This is a genomic window from Roseateles sp. P5_E1 (genome assembly GCF_054049335.1).
Window position 1 is genome coordinate 20125 of the sequence record NZ_JBFUMN010000027.1, and the last position, 17949, is coordinate 38073.

Below are 17949 nucleotides of genomic sequence, written 5' to 3' on the forward strand. Positions count from 1 at the left end.
ATGACAAATCCTCTGCTCTCCACTGCCGCCCTGCCCGACTTCGCGGCCATCCATCCCGAGCATGTGCAGCCGGCCATCCAGCAACTGCTGGCCGCCGCGCAGGTTGCACTGGACGAGGCCACCAAGCCCGAGACGCCRGGCGACTACGACGCGCTGTCGCGCATCCTCGATACCAGCACCGAGCACCTGGGCGCCGCCTGGGGTGCCGTGGGCCATCTGAACGCCGTCGCCGATACGCCGGCACTGCGCGAGGCCTACAACGCGATGCTGCCGGCCGTCACCGAGTTCAGCACGGCCATGGGCGCCAACGAGGCGCTGTTCGCCAAGTACAAGGCCGTGGTCGCCGCTCAAGGTTCAACGCTGAGCGCACCGCGCCAGCAGGTGCTCAAGCACGCCATCCGCAACTTCGTGCTGTCCGGCGCCGAACTGCAGGGCGCGGCCCGCGAGCGCTACGCCGCCATCCAGGAGCGCAGCGCCGAACTGCAGCAGCAGTTCAGCGAGCATGTGCTGGACGCGACCGACGGCTGGAGCTACATCGCCAGCGCCGAGGAACTGGCCGGCGTGCCGCAGGATGTGCTGGATGCCACCAAGCTCGACGACGGTGGCCACAAGTTGACGTTGCACTTCCCGGTCTACTTGCCGGTCATGCAGTACGCCGAGAACCGCGCGCTGCGCGAGAAGCTCTACCGCGCCTATGTGACCCGCGCGAGCGAGTCGGGGAACCCGGAGTGGGACAACACCGCCGCCATGCGCGAGATCGTGGCCCTGCGCCAGGAAGAGGCCCAGTTGCTCGGCTATGCCAGCTTCGCCGAGGTGTCGCTGGCGCCCAAGATGGCCTCGACGCCGGAGGAGGTGAAGACCTTCCTGCGCGACCTCGCCAAGCGCGCCCGGCCCTTCGCCGAAAGGGACCTGGCCGAGCTGCGCGAGTTTTCCAAGGGGCAACCGCTGGAATCCTGGGACGTCTCCTACTGGAGCGAGAAGCTCAAGGAAGCCCGCTACGCCTTCAGCGACCAGACGGTGAAGCAGTACTTCACGGCCACCAAGGTCGTGCCGGGCCTGTTCTCCATCATCGAGCGCCTGTTCGACGTGTCCATCAGCGAGGCCACGGCGTCGGTCTGGCACGAGACCGTCAAGTTCTACGAGATGCGCCGCGGTGGCCAACTCATCGCCCAGTTCTATCTCGACCTTTACGCGCGCAACGGCAAGCGCCCCGGCGCCTGGATGGACGAGGTGCGCAGCCGCTGGCTCAAGCCCACGGGTGAGCAGCAGACGCCAGTGGCGCTGCTGACCTGCAACTTCGCCAGCCCCGTCGGCGACAAGCCGGCGCTGCTGACCCACGACGACGTCATCACCCTCTTCCACGAATTCGGCCACGGCCTGCATCACATGCTGACGCAGGTGAACGACCTCGGCGTCTCCGGCATCTCCGGTGTCGAATGGGACGCCGTCGAACTGCCCAGCCAGTTCATGGAGAACTTCTGCTGGGAATGGGACGTGCTGCAGCAGTTGAGCGGCCACGTCGACAGCGGCGAGCCGTTGCCGCGCGATCTCTTCGACAAGATGACCGCGGCCAAGAACTTTCAGAGCGGGCTGATGACGCTGCGCCAGMTCGARTTCGCGCTGTTCGACATGCGCCTGYATGGCGAGCCGGGCGCTGAGGCCGACGTGCAGAAGGTGCTGGACGAGGTGCGCGCCGAGGTCGCCGTGCTGATCCCGCCGGCCTTCAACCGCTTCCAGCACAGCTTCTCCCACGTCTTCGCAGGCGGCTATGCGGCGGGCTATTACAGCTACAAGTGGGCCGAGCTGCTCAGCGCCGACGCCTGGAGTGCGTTCGAAGAGGAAGGCGTGTTCAACGCCGCCACCGGCAAGCGCTTCCTGAATGAAGTGCTGGAGCAAGGCGGAGCGCGCGATGCCATCGACAACTTCAAGGCCTTCCGCGGCCGCGAGCCCAAGATCGACGCGCTGCTGCGTCACCAGGGCATGAGCTGAAAGGCTTCTGATGCGTTACGTGGCGCTGTGGCGCGGCATCAACGTCGGTAAGGCCAAGCGCCTCGCGATGGCCGACCTCAAGGCCCTGCTCACCGAGCTGGGCGCGACCAAGGTCTCGACGCTGCTGAACAGCGGCAATGCCGTCTTCGACGTCAAGAAGAAGCTCAGCGCCGACAAGATCCGCACCGCCGTGCGGGAGCAGCTGGGCGTCGATGCCGCCGTCATCCTGAAGACGGCGGCCGAATGGGCCGCCATCGCCGCGGGGCATGGCATTGACGAGGCAGACGACCCCAGCCGCCTGCTCGTCGCGATGACAACCGATGCGGCCGCGCTGCAGGCCGCAGCTGCCATCACAGCACAGGGCGCCGAGCGCTTCGTCGTCACCGAGCACGCAGCCTATCTGTGGTGCGCCCACGGCATCCTGGAAAGCAAGGCCGCCGTTGCGCTGCTGAAAAATCTCGGCGAAGACTGCACGACTCGCAACTGGGCGACGGTCGAGAAGCTGAACGCGCTGACGAACGGCTGATCGCCGGCCAGCGCGACCAGACAAGCGCTCGTCAGGCGCGAGCGCGGCGCCGCGCCAGGCCAGTGGCCAGACAGGCGATCGCCACCAGGGCAGCCGAACCCGGCTCGGGCAGGCGCCCTGCTTCGACATAGGTGCGGAAGTTGACGTCGTAGTCAGGGACGGCATACACCGCACCGTTCAGGAACAGCTGGCCTTGGCTATAGACATCGCCGCTCGTCCCCGTGAATGACGGGCTGAAATTGCCGGGGCTCTGCCCCTTGAAGCCAAAGACCAACTGGTCACCAGCGCTCAGCGAAATACCGGCAGACGACACGTCGATCAGATTCCATCCGGCAACCAGGCCATTCAGCACCGCGTCGAAGTCGTTCGCATCGCTTTGCCAACCCGCACCCTGGTTGACGAAGAACTGGATACCCGCGCCCAGATTGGCTGCATTGAAATACACCTCGATCGCCGTCAACTGGCCCGTCTGCCCCGCCACCACGCCTTGCTGCCAGGTCAAGGTCGGGGCGCCGCCGTTGAAGCTGACCGTACCAATCACGTCATTGGCCTGGTCAACCACGGGTGCTGCATGAGCCCCCGTCGATGCCAACACCAAAGCCCCCAGCGCGGTTGCTGCCTTGGCAACCAGAGTCTTGCTGATTCGCATGTCCGACCTCCCATAGTTATGAACAGTCCAACGCAGCAGGATCCATACCAGCGCGCCGCCTTGCTCTGTAAACAAGGCTACAGCGGCAGGGGCGAGGAACTGCTAGCGGCGGCCGCCCCGCTCATTGTCAAAAAGATCGACAGGCAATTACCCGAAGCCCCAGCACCGCGGCAGGTCCGCCGTCATGTCAGACGCGGCAGCTCAGGCCCCGCCGTCCAGCGTGTGCACCCGCATGCCGACACGGTCCCGTATGGGTTCACGCCAGGCCGCGCGCTGCAGCACGCGCCGCCCGTCCTTCAGGCCGGCGGCCCAGCGCGCGCGCAGGCGCTCGTCGCTGAAGTCGATGTCGCGCCAGGAGTCCTCGCCGGGCAGGGCCTGCATGACGAGGTGGACAACGTCGATGCGCGAGTCGCAGCCCAGCGCCAACAGTTCCTTGATGGCCGGGTCTGCCGCCGTCTTGGCGTCGAGTTTGCGGCCCACCAGGCGCAGCGCGCGGCGCAGGTTCTGCAGGCGCTCGTGGTCGTCCAGGTGCTCGAAGATGCGGCTGGCGTACTGGATGTCCTTGTAGCGCGTCAGTGCACCGGCCATGGTGCTGGGCGCCGCCTCGCTGGCGTCCCACAGATCGACCATGAAGCACAGGGTGTCGCGGCGCTCGCTGTCGTCGAGCACGACATCCAGCGGCGTGTTGGAGTAGATGCCGCCGTCCCAGTAGGCGTCCTTGCCGATCTGCACCGGTGCGAAGCCCGGCGGCAAGGCACCACTGGCCATCACATGCTCGGGGGCAATGCGGGTGCGGCCGTCGCGGTTGTCGAACAGCGCCAGGCCGCCGGTGCGCACATTGACGGCGCACAGCGTCAGCCGCGTCTCGGCCGCGGCGATGCGCTCGAAGTCCACCAGCTCGCGCAGCGTCTCCGCCAACGGCGCGGTGTCATAAAAGCCCAGCTCGGTCAGCGGCGCACGCCGGTTCATGTCCCAGGCCTGCGGGCCGCGCGGCTTGAAGAAGCCCGGGATGCCGCTCGTCAGCGTCTGCCAGGTCTGTAGCCCTTGCTGCCAGATCGCCGTGAAGGGGCTGGCCGGCAGATGTGGCGCAAAGCCGGGCGCGTCACGCGGTCCCAGAAGGTGCGCAGCGCCTTCAGGCGCTCGGCCGGCGCATTGCCAGCGATCAGCGCCGCGTTGATGGCGCCGATGGAGGTGCCGACCAACCAGTCCGGCGGCAGGCTGGCGTCCTCCAGSGCYTCGACGAAGCCGGCCTGGTAGGCGCCCAGGGCGCCGCCGCCCTGGAAGACATAGACGGTCTGGGAGGGGCGCTTGGCCATCAGCTGAGTTGCACCGCGTCGTCGCAGGGAATGGCGCGGAAGACCGGCAGGGCCTCGGTCGCCGCCGCATGCGCGACGAGATGTGGGAAACCATCCGCTGCCACCACCTCGGGCAGCAGGAACTGCGTGAAGGTCCAGGCGACGCCGACCGTGATGCCCGCCTGGCGGATGCCGCCTTCGCTGGCATCCAGCGGCTGGTGGCTCAGTTCTTTCTCCAGCTCGCCATAGGCTGCCAGCAGCTGGCCAGTGACGCGCTCGATCCAGGGCTCATGCCGCTTCTCGGCCGGGCGCAGGCCGCGCTCGTAGACGATCTGGGCCGTCTTCTCGCAGGCCGCCAGCGCCAGGCCGGTGAGGCGCAGCTCGCGCAGCAGCTCGGCCGGCTCGCTCGATTGCAGGCTGCGGCCGGCCAGGGCCTGAACGTACTCGAGCATCAGCGTCGAATCCATCAAGCGCGTGCCGTCGTCGCAGATCAGCGTCGGCGCCTTGACGACCGGGTTGATCTGCCGGAAGGCGTCGAAGCCGCGGAACACCGAGATGGCCGCGTGCTCGAAGGGCAGGCCGAGCAGCCGCATCGAGATCGCGACGCGGCGCACATAGGGGGAGTCCAGCATGCCGATGAGCTTCATGGGCCTTCCTTCTGCTTCGGAGATTCAACGCCATGCTCGCGCATCAGCTGCTCCAGGGCTTCGCCGCCGTGACGGCGTTCAATCTCGGCTCGCATCACGCCGTTGTAGCCGTCAGCGAAGGCAAGTGCGAGCAGCGAGCCCTCCTCGCCCTTGTAGACCCAGTCGACGCCGTAGCGTTTCTCCAGCCGCTGGGCCTTGGCCGCTTCAGCTTTGGTCTTCGGGGGCCCGAATATCTGCAGCTGCAGAAGGCCTGCCTTGATGTCCGCACGTGCCTTGGCCTCACCGCGCTCCACCGCGCCGGCGGGATTGCCGACGCGCAAGTCGACGGACGCGACCAACTGCCGTTCTGTCTTGATCACGTCGCCGTCGGAAGCGCCGAACTGGTTGAACATGCCGAGCAGGCTCAAGACCGCCAGCAACGCAGCCAGCACGGCCACGACTTGAACGGTGCGAACGCCACGGCGCCGGCGCCACTGCGGCTCCACCCAATCAGAAAGCATGGTCACTCGTCGCACCGGTTTCAGTCAGCAGCCGGCCTTCGGCAGCCCCAAAGCCGCCCATCAATCCAAACATTGCATCAGCTCCTTGAACGCCGATTTTCGGCCAACGGCGCCAGCGCCGCCTGTACGCGGCCTTGCCAGCCGGCTTGCTCGGCCGCCGTCCAGTCCGGCCAGCGCTGCGCGTCGGCCTCCAGCTCGGTGGCCAGGGCCTGCAGCGCCACATGCTGGGTCAGCAGCGCAGCCAGGCTCAGCCGGGCCAGCCACTCCTGGGTCTGACGCACGCGCGGATAGGCCTGGAACAGCCAGCGCGCCACCTCGGGCCGCGCGCGCCAGTCGGCGCTGCCGAAGCGTTCGGTGGCCAAGGCCGTCAGCCGCTGGCCCGCGCCCAGGCAGTCAAAGGCCACGCAGCCCTCAAAGCCGCGCGGCACCAGTTCATCGTGGATGCCGCAGCGGTGGTCAGCGCAAAGGTGGTGGCAGGGTGTCTCGGCCGGCTTGTCGAAGCCAAAGCCCTGGCTCGCATCGAAGGGTGGAATCACGCAGCACAGCGCTACGCAGGCCGAGCAGTCGGCCTTGAGATGTGCGGGGAGCTGTACTGGCGTGGTCACTACGCCGCATTGTCCGACACGCCCACCATCCAGCCCACGCCGAAGCGGTCATCGACCATGCCGAACAGCGGCGCCCAGAAGGTCTTGGCCAGCGGCATCTTGACCTGGCCACCTTCGGCGAGAGCCGCAAACGCCTCCCGCGCGGCATCGGCGTCGGGGCAGTCCAGCGACAACGAGAAGCCCTTGAAGGCCGTGTCACCGTCGCACATGCCGTCGGACATCATGACCAGGGCCCCGCCGATATGGACCGAGGCATGCATGATCTTGTTCTCCGAGCCAGCCGGCAGCGTGCCCGGCGGCGGCGGCTCGGGGCTCTCGGAGTTGCGCATCAGGAACTCCACCTTGGCGCCCAGGGCCTTCTTGTAGAACTCGATGGCCTCTTCGCAGCGGCCGTTGAAGAACAGGTAGGGGTCGATCTTCATGCGAGTCTCCTTCAGTTCAGAGAGAGGAAGGACTCTAGCGCCGCCGGCCGGGAGGGTGCCGGCAGCTTGTGTCAGGGCGTTTTGAAGTCGCCCGCTGTCGAGATGACAAAGTTGTCGGCCACGATGTGCCTCCGCCAAGCCGCATTGGCCTGCTCGACGCTGACGGCCGCCAGCGCTTCGTCGCGCTTTTGCGCCGCCGCCCAGGTCTCGCCGCGTTCGGCCAGGCTGGTCAGCCCGCCGGTCAGGGCGCCGGGGTCGGCGCGGCCCTGCTTGCGGCCTTCCAGGATGTCCTTCTTGGCGCGCTCCAATTCGGCCGCCGTGACGCCATCCCTGGCCATGCGGGCCACTTCCTCCTGCACGACGGCAATGACGCGCTCGCGCTTGTCCGGCGCATAGCTGGCCTGGATGGCGAAGCTCCCGGCATTGCCCCAGTAGCCCGCGTTCAAGGAGGCGCCGATGCCATACGTCAGCCCTTCCTTCTGGCGCACGCGCTCGGACAGCCGACTCTCCAGCCCGCCGCCGCCGAAGATGTGCACGGCCAGTTCCAGCGCCGGATAGTCGGGCTMCTCGGCGTTCAGCGGCAGGGTCTGGTGCAGGCGCACGATGGCATTGGCCTTGTCGCGCGCAATGGCGTCGAAGCGTGCCGGCGGCACGGCCAGATGCTGGGGGATGTAGCGCACGAACTTGGGCGCGGCAGGCTTCTTCCAGTCGCCGAAGAGCTTGTCGATCTCGGCACCCAGGCCATCCGGCAGCGCACCCACGACGCTGACCTGGGCGTCGTTGGTGCTCCAGTAGTCGGCATAGAAGCGCTTCACCTCGTCCAATGTCGTCGCCTTCAGGTTGGCGATGCGCTCGTCGACGCCCATCACATAGTCGGGGTGGCCCAGTGTGACGCCGCGAGCCTTGTTGTAGTGGCCACGCGTGGCTTCCTGGCGCAGCACGCTGGGCTCCTGGCGCGAAGCCTCGATGCCGGCAATGTTGGCCTTGATGTCGCGGTCGAAGGCATCCTGAGGGAACAGCGGCTTGCGCAGCGCATCGGCTGCCACGCGCAGGGCCGGCAGCAGCGTGTCGCGCTCGGCGCTGATGAAGATGCTCGTGCCCTGGTCATAGCTGGTGATGTTGAGGTTGGCGCGCAGCTTGATCAGCGCGTCCTGCAACTGCTGCTTGGTGTAGCCGGCACTGCCCTCGTCCATCAGTGCGCCGACCATGCCGGTGCCGTTGCGCGCGAAGGTCGCGTCGCGTTCGCCCCAGCGCAGCTGCATCTGCAGCACGACGGTGTTGCCGCGCGTCTGCTTCTTCAGCGTGTGCAGTGCGATGCCGCTGGGCAAGGCCGTGCGCGACATGCGCGTCTCCAGCACCGCTGGCACAGGCTCGAGCTGTTCGCCCTCCTCCACCTTGGGCGGGCCCTTCAGTTCGGCCAGGCGCTGCGCCAGCGACGGCGCGGCGGGGATGTCCACGCGCTCGACGGCGTTGACCGGCAGGTAACGGCCCAGCGTGCGATTGGCCGGCTTGAAATAGGCGGAGCGCACGCGCTCGACGTCCGCCAGCGTGACCTTGGGAATGTCTTCCATCAGCTGGAAGAGCAGCCGCCAGTCGCCTGCAGCGATCAACCCGGAGATCTGCTGGATCAGCGCCTCGGGGTTCTTCATCTGCTGGCGGTAGCTGTTGACGGCGATGTCGCGCACGCGCCCGAGTTCGCTCTCCTCGAAGGGCTTGGCCGCGCGGCCCTCGGCAAGGTCCAGCAGCAGGGTTTCGATCTTGTCGACATCGGCCCCCGGCGGCAGCACCGCGTAGGCGCCCACGGTGCCTGGCTCCGCTCCGCCCGCGCCGCCAATACCCGCGGCGACCGCCAGCTTGGGCTCGACCAGTTGCTTGTAGAGCTGGCCGCTGGGCTGCAGGCTCATCAACAGGCCGTAAACGACCAGCGCCGGCGTGTCGGGGTGGGTGATGGCCGGCACGTGATAGGCCGCCAGCAGGATGGGCTGGCCGCCGACACGGCGCACGACGACGGTGCGCTCGCCGTCCTGGGCGGGCTCGACCGTGTAGGGCTGCGGGATGGGCGCGGCGGGCTTGGGCGTAGCACCGAAGTGCTTGGCGATCAGCGCCAGCGTCGCGGCCTTGTCGAACTGGCCGGCGATCAGTAGCGTCGCGTTGTCGGGCCGGTAATAGCGCTTGTAGAAAGCCTGCAGCTTCTCGATCGGCACATTCTCGATGTCGCTCTTGGGGCCGATGGTGGCGTGGCCATAGGGATGCCAGGCAAACGCTGCCGCATTGACACGCTGGTTCAGCACGGCAAACGGCTGGTTCTCGCCGCGCTCGAACTCATTGCGCACCACGCTCATCTCGGTGTCCAGGTCGACCTTGGCGACGCGGCTGTTCACCATGCGATCAGCTTCCAGGTCGAGCAGGAAGGCCAGGGTGTCGGCATTCGCGTTGAAGCTCGCGAAGTAGTTGGTGCGGTCCACCGTCGTCGTGCCGTTGAACTTGACGCCGCGCAGCGCCATCGCGCCGGGGATGTCCTTCTGCCTCTCGGTGCCCTTGAACAGCATGTGCTCCAGCAGGTGGGCCATGCCGTATTCACCGGGCGCCTCATGGCGGCTGCCGACGCGGTAGGTGATGTTGACGGTGGTGGTGGTCTGCGTCGCGTCGGGGAAGAGCAGCAGCTGCAGGCCGTTGGGCAGGCGGTATTCCTCAATGCCGCCCAGCTCGCGCACCTTTTCGGGTGTTGCAACGCTGGCCGCATGCGCCGCCACGGCGGGCTTGGCCTTGGGCACCGGCTGAGGCTGGGCCTGCGCCGCCCCCAGGGCCAGGCTCATCAGGGCGACGCCCAGGGCTCGCGGCATCCACCCATCCAGCACTCTCATCATCTGTCTCTCTCCAGGCAGCCGCATCTTCGGCTTGGCGGGGATTCTGCGCGGTTTTACAGGCCCGGCCATCGGTCAGGGTTCGTCAGATTCCAATGCAGACGTGACGCCCCCGGCCGAGCGTCCGCGCTCGCTTCCCCAACAACACGTCAACCGGCCTGCAAACGGGCCAACAGGGCGGAAACCGCATCCACGCTGGCCGGCTTGGTCAGGTGCTCGTCAAAGCCGGCGGCGCGCGAGCGCTTCTTGTCTTCCTCCGAGCCCCAGCCCGTCAGCGCCACCAGCAGCGTGGACGCAAAGCGCGGGTCCTGGCGCAATCGGGTCGCGAACTCGTGACCATCCATGCCGGGCATGCCGACGTCGCAGAAGACGGCCTGAGGCAGGAAGCTGGCTGCCGTCTGCAACGCGGCCGGGCCGCTGTTCGCGACCTCGACCTCGTGGCCCGACAGCGACAACAGCATGGCCAGCGACGTGGCCGCATCGTCGTTGTCGTCCACCACCAGGATGCGCGCCGGCGGGGCGGGCTCGGGCTCGCTGGCTGGCAGTGGCGCCGGTGCGGAATCTTCGGCCGCCAGCGGCAGCTCGATGGTGAACGTGCTGCCCAGGCCCGGCCCGGCGCTCACCGCGCTGACCTGGCCACCGTGCAGCGTCACCAGGCTCCTGACCAGGGCCAGGCCGATGCCCAGCCCGCCCTGGGCGCGCTCCAGCGACCGGTTCACCTGGGCAAACATGTCGAAGACGCGCCCGATCATGTCCTGCGGCACGCCCACGCCGCTGTCGCGCACGGTCAGCACGGCCTGCGCGCCGGCGCGAGCCAGCGTGACCCAGATGCGGCCGCCATCGGGCGTGTACTTGGCCGCGTTGTTCAGCAGGTTGCTCAGCGACTGCGCCAGCCGTGTCAGGTCGCCGTCCACCCAAAGCTCCTCGTCCGGCAGCGTGACGCTGAGCTGGTGCCCCCCCCGTTCGATCAGCGGCTGGCAGGACTCCAGCGCCATCTCAACGACGCGGCGCATGTCCAGCGACTCGCGCTGCAGGATGAGCTTGCCGGTCGAGATGCGCGACACCTCGAGCAGGTCGTCGATGAGGCGCAGCAAATGGCTCATCTGCCGGTCCATCATGTCCGTGACACCCTTGTACTGGGCCTCGTCCTGCGGCGGGTTGGCGCCCAGCAGCTGCAGGCCAGTCCGGATGGGTGCCAGCGGGTTGCGCAGCTCGTGGGCCAGCGTGGCCAGGAACTCGTCCTTGCGCTGATCGGCCTGACGCAGCGAGTGGTCCGCGCGCAGCAGCGAGTCGATCTGGTCGCGGATCTGGTACTGCCAGCGCCGCCCGCGCAGGGCCGTTCGCACCGCGCTGACCATGACGCGCGTGGACGTCGGCCGGTCCAGCACCGTGAGGTTGCGCAGCCTTGCCTCGCGCAGCCCCGGCGCCTCCAGGCCGTGGCGGCACAGGGCCACCACGGGCAGGTTGGACCATGCGGGCTGGCGCTCCAGCACGTTCAGCAGCACTGCGAAGCCCGCGTCGGCAAAGGCGGCATCGGTGACCATCAATGCACCGGCGCCCTCGTGCATCAGCTCCTCGGCATGGCGCCAGCCCTGGCAGACGGCGACATCGATGCCCGCCTCGGCCAGCAGTCTGCGCGTGACGTCGCCGTCACGTGCCGTCGGCGCCAGCACGATGACGCGCTCGCTGCAGGAGCGGTCAGCGTCGTCCCGTTCGATCATCGCCAGACTCACCCTCGTGCTGGAACGGCAACTCGACGGGAACGCCCGCCAGCACGCCGCGCAGATGCACCAGCGGCGGCCCCAGGTGCACGCCCTGGCCGTCGAACCACAGCTGGCGGATGGTGTCCTCATGCCGGCCGCTGCGCTTCTTGATGACCGAGATGGCCTTGCGCACCGCGCCGGCATGCTCGTACATCCTGAACAGCACGACGGCATCGGCCAGATAGCTCATGTCGACCGGGCTGCGCATGTTGGGGCCCATCAGGCCGGACTGTGTCGCCACGACGAAGGTCGCCACGCCGTGGTTGTTCAGGTAGGTCAGCAGCTCGTGCAGCTGCACGACCAGCGCACGCTCCTCGGGCATGGCGTTCAGGTAGCCGTTCAGGCTGTCGATGACGACGACGCGGGCCCCATCGGTTTCGACGGAACGGCGCACGAGGTTGGCAAACTGGCTGGGCAGCACCTCGGCGGCGTCGAGCTGGCGCACATGGAGCTTGCCGGGGCCAACACCCTCCTCGACGCTCAACCCCAAGTTGGCCAGACGGTCCAGCAGCAGCGTGCGGCCCTCCTCGAAGGTGAAAATGACGGCATGGCCGCCGCGCTTGGCCGCCATGACGGCATATTGCGAGGCGATGGTGGACTTGCCCGAGCCCGCCGGGCCGACCAGCAGCGTCGCCGTGCCGCGATCGGTGCCGCCGCCAAGCAGTTCGTCCAGCGCCGCGATACCGCTGGGCACGACTTCGCGCGGGTAAGGCGAGCCATGCTGGCTGGGCTTCAGGCGCGGGAACACCTCCAGGCCGCCCTGCCGGATGACGATGTCCTGCTGGCCGCTGATGAAGTCGCTGCCGCGGAACTTGGTGATGCGCAGCTGGCGCTGTGCTGGCCCGTAGGGGGGCACATGGCGCTCCAGCGCAATGACGCCGTGCGCGATGCTGTGCAACTGGGTGTCGACGCGGTCGCTCGAACGGTCGTCCAGGAAGAGCACGGTGCAGCCGCGGCCGACGAAGAACTGCTTCAGCGCCAGGATCTGGCGCCGGTAACGCAGCGACGACTGGGCCAGCAGGCGCAGTTCCGACAGCGAATCCAGCACCATGCGGCGCGGCTTGCAGCGCTCGACGGCCTCCAGCACGCGCTTGGTCGTCTCGCTCAACTCCACCTCCGACGGGTGGTACATGGTCAACTCGGCGTCGCCGAACAGGTCGCTTTCACCAGCCACCAGTTCGACGACCTCGATGCCGTCGAGCGTCCACCCATGCGACGCCGCCCCGGCGCGCAACTCGGCCGCCGTCTCGCCCAGCGTCACGTACAGGCAGGGCTCGCCCTCGCGGACGCCCTGCATCAGGTACTGCAGCGCCAGCGTCGTCTTGCCGGCGCCGGGTTCGCCGTCGACCAAATAGAGCTGCCCGGCAATCAGCCCGCCATGCAGGACTTCATCCAGGCCGGGCACGCCGCTTGCGGAACGCGATCTGTTCCCAGTCATCGCCAATCTCCAGTCAGGAAATGCGGCCTCATGCCAGGCCGCCATGCACAGGTGACAGCCAGTGTATGTCCGCCAAATGGCCGGGTTCGGGTCGGGTTCGGGTCGGGTTTGCGCGTGCGAACTGGGGGTCAGGGGCATCGTGCCCAGGCGTACACTGTCCCGGCTGTCGCGCGTCTGCTCACTGCCGCGGCGGCCCTAGCAGACCGGGCGCCACGCATCACTTCTGCGTTCCCATGCTCGCCGGCTCCCGCCGTCGGCTTTGGTTGTCATCTGCTTGCAGCGGCGAGCCCCACTTCCACTCCTCGAAGACTCTTCGAGGCGCCCCTCCCGGCACCGCGGCCCGCCCCTTCCCGGAGCGCGCCAAACGCGGCCCCGCCCCCATTGACGACCTGCGTGACAGGGCCGCCGCTCGCACCGACGGCGCCCGATGCCCACGCCCTGGAGATGCTGATGAAGCCGGTCCCCCTTGCACCCGATACCAAACGTGACGCGCTCCGCGATGGATTGCTCGCCACCGTCGACCTGCTCAAGCGCCGCCGCGCCGCCGAGATCGCCGAAAAAACCATCGAGGAGTACGTCGCCCTGCACTGGCTCGAGTGGCATGGCGGCTCACTGCGCCTGACGACGACGGGCGAGAACATGTGCAGGCACCTGACTTCGCAGCTGGACCGCATCACCCCGCGCCCGGCGTACTGACGCGCGGCGCCCACCCGGCCCCACGATGTCGGCACCCGATCCCCTGCTGCTGGCCATTGCGCGCATCGGCACCTTCGACGGCAAGCGCGCGCTGACCGGCGCCAGCGGCTTCTTCTTCCGGCGCGACGCCCGCCTCTACCTGGTCACCAGCCGGCACGTCTTCATCGACGAAGAGGCCGACCACCACCCCGACCGCGTCGAACTCGAACTGCATGCCGACGCCGACAACCTGACCGATGCCATCGTGCTGTCGGTGCTGCTCTACCGTGACGGCCGCGCCAATTGGCGCCAGGGCCGGGACGACGCCGGTGGCATCGACGTGGCGGTGCTGGAGATCGACGCGGGCGCCCTGCCCGAGACGGTCCAGCTCACTGCCTTCACGCTTGAGAGCCTGCCCGGCGCGGACGACGACGTGCCGCTGGGCCAGCCCATCCTGATCACCGGCTTTCCGCTTGGTTTTCACGATGACCTGCACCATCTCCCGGTCGTGCGCCAGGGCGCCATCGCTTCGCCCTATGGCTGGCGCTTCCAAGGCCAGGGCTGGTTCCTGACCGATGCGCGCACTCATCGCGGCATCAGCGGCGCGCCGGTCGTCATGCGGGCGCCGGGCCGCAAGCCGCTGCCCTGGCTGCTGGTGGGCATCCATTCGACGCGCTTCGACATCGGCAACCGCGACCTCGAGGCCGACGAGTCGCTGGGCCTGAATGCGGCCTGGTATCCCGACATCCTCGCGACCCTGACCGACCCCTCTCCGCGCCGCGAACCCCCATCCAAACCCGAGCCGRCCGCAAAGGCCTCGCCTTGAGCTCAGGGAGCGACGGCGCGCAAAGCCGGCTCGTTGCGCTGGAGCGGCAGATCGCCGCCGCCGAGGCGACGCTGCTGGAACTGCAGGCCGCCATCCTCGAAGCCCGCAGCGAACGAGGCCTGTCGGCCGCTCACGACGCCCGCCTGGAGAACAAGCGCCTGCAGGCGGAAAACCAGTTGGCGACGCAGGAAGTGGAGACCGCCCATGCAGCGCTGGAAGTTGCCGTCAAGGCATCCCAGACCGACTCGCTGACCGGGCTGAAGAATCGCGAGGTGCTGTGGGACCGGCTGAGCCACGACATCGCCCTCGCGCGCCGGCATGGTGAACGCCTGATCATCTATTTCCTCGATATCGACGGCTTCAAGCAGGTCAACGACGAGTTCGGCCACGCCGTCGGTGACCTGCTGCTGCAGCGTGCGGCGCGCGTGCTGCAGGCCACGGTTCGCGACAGCGACACGGTCTGCCGCATGGGCGGCGACGAGTTCGTCGTGCTGGTCGCCGCGGCCCGGCGCGAGGACGCCACACAAGTGGCCGACAAGATCGCTCGCGCACTGGCCGAGCCCTGCATGCTCGCCGGCCACCCCATGTCCATCTCGGCCAGCATCGGTTACAGCGTCTTCCCCGACGACGGCGAGTCGCCCGGCGTGCTGATGCGCAAGGCGGACGAGGCCATGTACCGCATCAAGCGGACCGCGTCGCACCCACGCTAGCCACGGCGGTTCCCGCCACCTGAACTTCCGCTTCTGTCGCAACAGTCCTCTGTACTGAGGATGTCGAGCCGACGCCATCGCATCACAGTGCATGGCACGCGCGCAGGTGACCCAGGGCCGTCCTGTGGGCTGAGCCTGCTGGCATGCGGAGGACTCGAAATGCGCACCATTCAACGCCTTGTTTTCGATTCCACAGTCCGCGGGCTGGTGCTTGCTGTCGTGGCTTGCCTTGGCTGCGCCATCCCGGCGTTAGCACAGGCAGCGGCGCCTGCACCCTGCCTGCCCATCGAAGGGCCGGCATTCCTGGGCGGCAAGGACCCGAGCCGGACCTCGGTCGTGGTGTTTGTCCACGGTGTGCTCAGCAGCGCCAGGACCGCCTGGAGCGGCAAGGAAGATCAGTCCTGGCCCTGCCTGCTGAGGGCCGAACCTGCCTTCGACAACAGCAACATCTACCTCTACCGCTACGACACCCAACTGCTGGGCAGCAGCCCCGAAGTCGACAAGGTCGCCGAGCAGCTGCGCAAGGACCTGCAGAACGACGGCGTGCTGGACCACGCCCACATCACGATCGTGGCGCACAGCATGGGCGGCCTGGTCACGGCCCAGATGCTGCTACGCATGCATGCCAAGGAGGACATGCGCGACAAGCTCCGCCGCATCAAGCTCGTCAGCTTTTTCGGCACGCCGGCGACGGGCGCCGACATTGCCAACGTGGCGAGCTACGTCTCTGACAGCCTCCAGTTCGCCGGCATGAGGCCCGACGGCCACCAGCAGGCCCTGATCGACCAGTGGCAGAAAGTCGCCTGGCCGTTTCACTGGTACTGCCTGGCGGAGGGGCAGAAGATGGGCTTCTTTTCCTTTGCCTCCGCTCTGGGCGGCGGGGTGCTGGTGGTGCCCAAAGACAGTGCGACCGCGCTATGCCAGCGTCGACCTGACGGCGTCGATGTGCTGGAGCAGTTCGACCACAGCAGCATGGTCAAGCCGGTGTCGCTGCAGGACACGCCGCACCGCTATCTGAAGCGCTACTTCCTGTCCTGCGCAGGCGACGCAATTCCCAAGACCTATCCGAGCAGCGAGGTCAACACGCCCGATGGCCAGGCCATGCTGCAAACACTGGCCAGGCTGAGGGCCAGCGAGTTCAATCTCGACGCGGCGCCCACGGTCGTGCAGGAGGCGCTTTACCAGTCTGACACCTGGTCCGACAGATTCGTCCTTCCGTCCAACCTCGGCCAGCCGGCACTGATGACTCGATCCTTCGAGCGGCTCCCAGGCCGGGCGTTCGCACTCGAGTTCGTCAAGCTGTTCGCCGCAAACCCGGAGGAACTGGCGCCCGCCTGGGTAGGTCGGCTCGGCACCCTGGATCGATACCGCGCGGACGGCCAACTGACGGAACTCCGGCAAGCCTGGGTCTCCGCCGGTTACGCACAGGATTCCGACATCGTGCTGGTGCTTGAACAGCGCAGCAGCGGTGAACAGGTCGTCATCTTTGGCTCGGTGCAAAACGACGCCACGGGCGCGCGCCGGGGCCGAATCCGTGGGCTGCTGATCCTGCCGGCCCAGCCAAAGACCTGCACCTGACACCAAACCGGAACCGCCGCGCCCGCGGCCTGGCGCGGCTACGGTGCGCGCTTGAGTTCGACGCTGTATGGCACTGAGTGCGGCGCGACGGCGTTGCTGAGATCCAGATGATTTGAGCGTGACTGAGGCAATGTCGAAACATTGCATGCAGCGAAGCGCGCCGGCTTTGCAGGAACCGCGGGCAGCAAGGGAAGCTGCTGCGGCTGGCCGGCTTGCAATGCCGCGGGAGCCCATAGGCCTGCAGCCGGGACGCCACCGCGCGCGACGGTAGCAATCATCAGCTCTTGCAGCGCACCAACGTAGCGCCGGGGCAACTTGATGCGGGTGACGCGGCCGGCTCCGACAGCACTCGTGATCTCCATCGTTCCGCCCAGCAGCCTGCACAGGCGGCCGACGATGGACAGGCCGATGCCCTCGCCCGAAGCCGCGATTGCGGACGCGCCCGCTGTTCGGATGAGCCCGACGGGTCCACCGCTGCACAGCTCGCGGCCGGCGTCTCCGACATCGAAGTACCAGTGGCCAGCCTCCCCAGCGCCACAGTGACCGTAGGTCAGCACCACGCCGGCGGCGCGCGTGTACTGGATCGCGTTGAGCATCAGGTTCTGCGCAATGCGCGCCACCATCAGCGGGTCGCTCTCCGCGACGAGGCTGGCCGGGCCGCTGATCTCCAGGCTCAGCCCGCGCGAATTCGCCACGACGCGCAGGTTGTTGCACATGTCGTCGAGCGCCGTGGCGACGTCCACTGTGCGAATCACCGGTCGCTCCTGCTGGGTGTCGAGCCGGGCCAGGTCAGCCACGCCGTTCAGCAGCTCCCGCAGGCCGGCAACGTTGCGATCCAGCACGGCCATCAATTCCAAACGGCGCAAGTCGCTGCGCGGCTTCTGCAACAGCGCAGTGACCGCCGTGACCACGCTGAGCTTGCCGCGCAGGTCATGGACGGCTTGCTGCCACAGCTCGGAGGCCTGCGCGTGGGGGTCGGGCCCCGGATCACCGGTCACATCCCGCCAACCGATGTGCGAGCCAAATGAGCCGTGCGTGCCGGTCAGGATCGCCGCGCCCTGGGGCGCGACCGTCATGCCGAATGGAGGGTGTTGCGAGTTCATGGTGAGCAGCCGCTATATCGACGGCACAAGCATTCCCGAAGCCCCAGCGGCGTTCCGTGCGCTGCCGCACCAACGGTGCGTTTCCAACCCAGCCTCGGTCATCACCTGCGTCGCGGATTGCTGACAACAAGGACGATGCCCGCAAAGCCCGTCAGCTGGCGGCCGAAAGCCATCATCACCTGCAGGTTCTCCTGCCCGGTGCGGACGGCCGGCCTGTTGCCAAGCCTATTTCTTGCGCGGAGCGACAGAAATCGCCTCCGCAGCCTTCTCAGCCGAGGTGGCGGGAATCACAGGCGCTGGCGCATGGGCCTTCTTCGCTTTCTTCTGTTCCTTGTTGCCGCGTTGACCTTTGGACATGG

The 17949-nt window shown here is 67.6% G+C and carries 18 protein-coding genes; 6 read left to right on the forward strand and 12 right to left on the reverse strand.

All coding sequences use genetic code 11. From position 1 onward, the window contains the following. Both ACXJKJ_RS18985 and ACXJKJ_RS18990 read left to right on the forward strand, forming a co-directional pair. Window positions 1-1989 carry a M3 family metallopeptidase gene (locus ACXJKJ_RS18985; protein WP_457391621.1) on the forward strand — a complete coding sequence of 663 codons (1989 nt, stop codon included), beginning with the start codon at window positions 1-3 and terminating at the stop codon, window positions 1987-1989. A 10-nt stretch (window positions 1990-1999) separates the two neighbouring features. Beyond that, window positions 2000-2515 carry a DUF1697 domain-containing protein gene (locus ACXJKJ_RS18990; RefSeq protein WP_457391623.1) on the forward strand — a complete coding sequence of 172 codons (516 nt, stop codon included), beginning with the start codon at window positions 2000-2002 and terminating at the stop codon, window positions 2513-2515. A gap of 31 nt (window positions 2516-2546) precedes the next feature. On the opposite strand, the gene ACXJKJ_RS18995 is transcribed toward ACXJKJ_RS18990, so the two are convergent. The 10 genes from ACXJKJ_RS18995 to ACXJKJ_RS19040 form a co-directional block, all read right to left on the reverse strand. Continuing rightward, a complete protein-coding gene (locus tag ACXJKJ_RS18995) occupies window positions 2547-3164 on the reverse strand; it encodes a hypothetical protein (protein ID WP_457391625.1) in 618 nt (205 codons plus the stop codon). A 201-nt stretch (window positions 3165-3365) separates the two neighbouring features. Continuing rightward, entirely contained in the window at window positions 3366-4133 is a 768-nt protein-coding gene (locus tag ACXJKJ_RS19000) for a DUF3734 domain-containing protein (RefSeq protein WP_457391626.1), read from the reverse strand. 50 nt (window positions 4134-4183) lie between these two features. After that, on the reverse strand, window positions 4184-4480 hold the full coding sequence (locus ACXJKJ_RS19005; RefSeq protein WP_457391627.1) for a patatin-like phospholipase family protein: 297 nt from the start codon (window positions 4478-4480) through the stop codon (window positions 4184-4186). Continuing rightward, window positions 4480-5106, reverse strand: a complete 627-nt coding sequence (locus ACXJKJ_RS19010) for a glutathione S-transferase (protein WP_457391628.1) — start codon at window positions 5104-5106, stop codon at window positions 4480-4482. The genes ACXJKJ_RS19005 and ACXJKJ_RS19010 overlap by 1 nt, the downstream gene beginning before the upstream one ends. Further along, complete coding sequence (locus tag ACXJKJ_RS19015) at window positions 5103-5543, reverse strand: hypothetical protein (protein ID WP_457391629.1); 441 nt, start codon at window positions 5541-5543, stop codon at window positions 5103-5105. The genes ACXJKJ_RS19010 and ACXJKJ_RS19015 overlap by 4 nt, the downstream gene beginning before the upstream one ends. Before the next feature lie 140 nt (window positions 5544-5683). Then, the gene (locus ACXJKJ_RS19020; RefSeq protein ID WP_157281324.1) at window positions 5684-6211 is read right to left on the reverse strand and encodes a hypothetical protein; all 528 of its coding nucleotides are present in this window, start codon (window positions 6209-6211) and stop codon (window positions 5684-5686) included. Beyond that, the gene (locus ACXJKJ_RS19025; protein WP_056194989.1) at window positions 6211-6633 is read right to left on the reverse strand and encodes a VOC family protein; all 423 of its coding nucleotides are present in this window, start codon (window positions 6631-6633) and stop codon (window positions 6211-6213) included. The genes ACXJKJ_RS19020 and ACXJKJ_RS19025 overlap by 1 nt, the downstream gene beginning before the upstream one ends. A gap of 71 nt (window positions 6634-6704) precedes the next feature. Further along, window positions 6705-9500, reverse strand: coding sequence for a M16 family metallopeptidase (locus tag ACXJKJ_RS19030; RefSeq protein WP_457391630.1), 2796 nt, complete (start codon window positions 9498-9500; stop codon window positions 6705-6707). Between the two features lie 146 nt (window positions 9501-9646). Beyond that, the gene (locus ACXJKJ_RS19035; protein WP_457391632.1) at window positions 9647-11218 is read right to left on the reverse strand and encodes a hybrid sensor histidine kinase/response regulator; all 1572 of its coding nucleotides are present in this window, start codon (window positions 11216-11218) and stop codon (window positions 9647-9649) included. Next, window positions 11196-12698 carry an ATPase domain-containing protein gene (locus ACXJKJ_RS19040; protein ID WP_457391634.1) on the reverse strand — a complete coding sequence of 501 codons (1503 nt, stop codon included), beginning with the start codon at window positions 12696-12698 and terminating at the stop codon, window positions 11196-11198. The genes ACXJKJ_RS19035 and ACXJKJ_RS19040 overlap by 23 nt, the downstream gene beginning before the upstream one ends. Before the next feature lie 450 nt (window positions 12699-13148). Here ACXJKJ_RS19040 and ACXJKJ_RS19045 point away from each other — a divergent pair, with 450 nt between their 5' ends. The 4 genes from ACXJKJ_RS19045 (at window position 13149) to ACXJKJ_RS19060 (ending at window position 16487) form a co-directional block, all read left to right on the forward strand. Continuing rightward, the gene (locus tag ACXJKJ_RS19045) at window positions 13149-13394 is read left to right on the forward strand and encodes a hypothetical protein (RefSeq protein ID WP_056197143.1); all 246 of its coding nucleotides are present in this window, start codon (window positions 13149-13151) and stop codon (window positions 13392-13394) included. Between the two features lie 25 nt (window positions 13395-13419). Next, on the forward strand, window positions 13420-14199 hold the full coding sequence (locus ACXJKJ_RS19050; RefSeq protein WP_457391635.1) for a S1 family peptidase: 780 nt from the start codon (window positions 13420-13422) through the stop codon (window positions 14197-14199). Continuing rightward, window positions 14196-14909: a GGDEF domain-containing protein gene (locus ACXJKJ_RS19055; RefSeq protein ID WP_056194974.1), complete on the forward strand. Its 714-nt coding sequence runs from the start codon at window positions 14196-14198 to the stop codon at window positions 14907-14909. The genes ACXJKJ_RS19050 and ACXJKJ_RS19055 overlap by 4 nt, the downstream gene beginning before the upstream one ends. A 159-nt stretch (window positions 14910-15068) precedes the next feature. Next, entirely contained in the window at window positions 15069-16487 is a 1419-nt protein-coding gene (locus ACXJKJ_RS19060) for an esterase/lipase family protein (RefSeq protein ID WP_457391636.1), read from the forward strand. A 38-nt stretch (window positions 16488-16525) separates the two neighbouring features. Here ACXJKJ_RS19060 and ACXJKJ_RS19065 read toward each other — a convergent pair whose 3' ends face one another. Together ACXJKJ_RS19065 and ACXJKJ_RS19070 are read right to left on the reverse strand one after the other, a co-directional pair. Beyond that, window positions 16526-17563 (reverse strand): sensor histidine kinase, encoded by a 1038-nt coding sequence (locus tag ACXJKJ_RS19065; RefSeq protein WP_457391637.1) that lies wholly within the window; start codon window positions 17561-17563, stop codon window positions 16526-16528. 252 nt (window positions 17564-17815) lie between these two features. Continuing rightward, entirely contained in the window at window positions 17816-17947 is a 132-nt protein-coding gene (locus ACXJKJ_RS19070) for a hypothetical protein (RefSeq protein WP_268795242.1), read from the reverse strand. Between the last annotated feature and the right edge of the window lie 2 nt (window positions 17948-17949).

Coding starts and splice junctions, on each gene's coding strand:
- ACXJKJ_RS19025 (WP_056194989.1), bottom strand. CDS start 6,633: ATGAAGATCGACCCCTACCTGTTCTTCAACGGCCGCTGCGAAGAGGCC.
- ACXJKJ_RS19010 (WP_457391628.1), bottom strand. CDS start 5,106: ATGAAGCTCATCGGCATGCTGGACTCCCCCTATGTGCGCCGCGTCGCG.
- ACXJKJ_RS19000 (WP_457391626.1), bottom strand. CDS start 4,133: ATGAACCGGCGTGCGCCGCTGACCGAGCTGGGCTTTTATGACACCGCG.
- ACXJKJ_RS18995 (WP_457391625.1), bottom strand. CDS start 3,164: ATGCGAATCAGCAAGACTCTGGTTGCCAAGGCAGCAACCGCGCTGGGG.
- ACXJKJ_RS19040 (WP_457391634.1), bottom strand. CDS start 12,698: ATGACTGGGAACAGATCGCGTTCCGCAAGCGGCGTGCCCGGCCTGGAT.
- ACXJKJ_RS18990 (WP_457391623.1), top strand. CDS start 2,000: ATGCGTTACGTGGCGCTGTGGCGCGGCATCAACGTCGGTAAGGCCAAG.
- ACXJKJ_RS19060 (WP_457391636.1), top strand. CDS start 15,069: ATGCGCACCATTCAACGCCTTGTTTTCGATTCCACAGTCCGCGGGCTG.
- ACXJKJ_RS19035 (WP_457391632.1), bottom strand. CDS start 11,218: ATGATCGAACGGGACGACGCTGACCGCTCCTGCAGCGAGCGCGTCATC.
- ACXJKJ_RS19045 (WP_056197143.1), top strand. CDS start 13,149: ATGAAGCCGGTCCCCCTTGCACCCGATACCAAACGTGACGCGCTCCGC.
- ACXJKJ_RS19070 (WP_268795242.1), bottom strand. CDS start 17,947: ATGTCCAAAGGTCAACGCGGCAACAAGGAACAGAAGAAAGCGAAGAAG.
- ACXJKJ_RS19065 (WP_457391637.1), bottom strand. CDS start 17,563: ATGACGGTCGCGCCCCAGGGCGCGGCGATCCTGACCGGCACGCACGGC.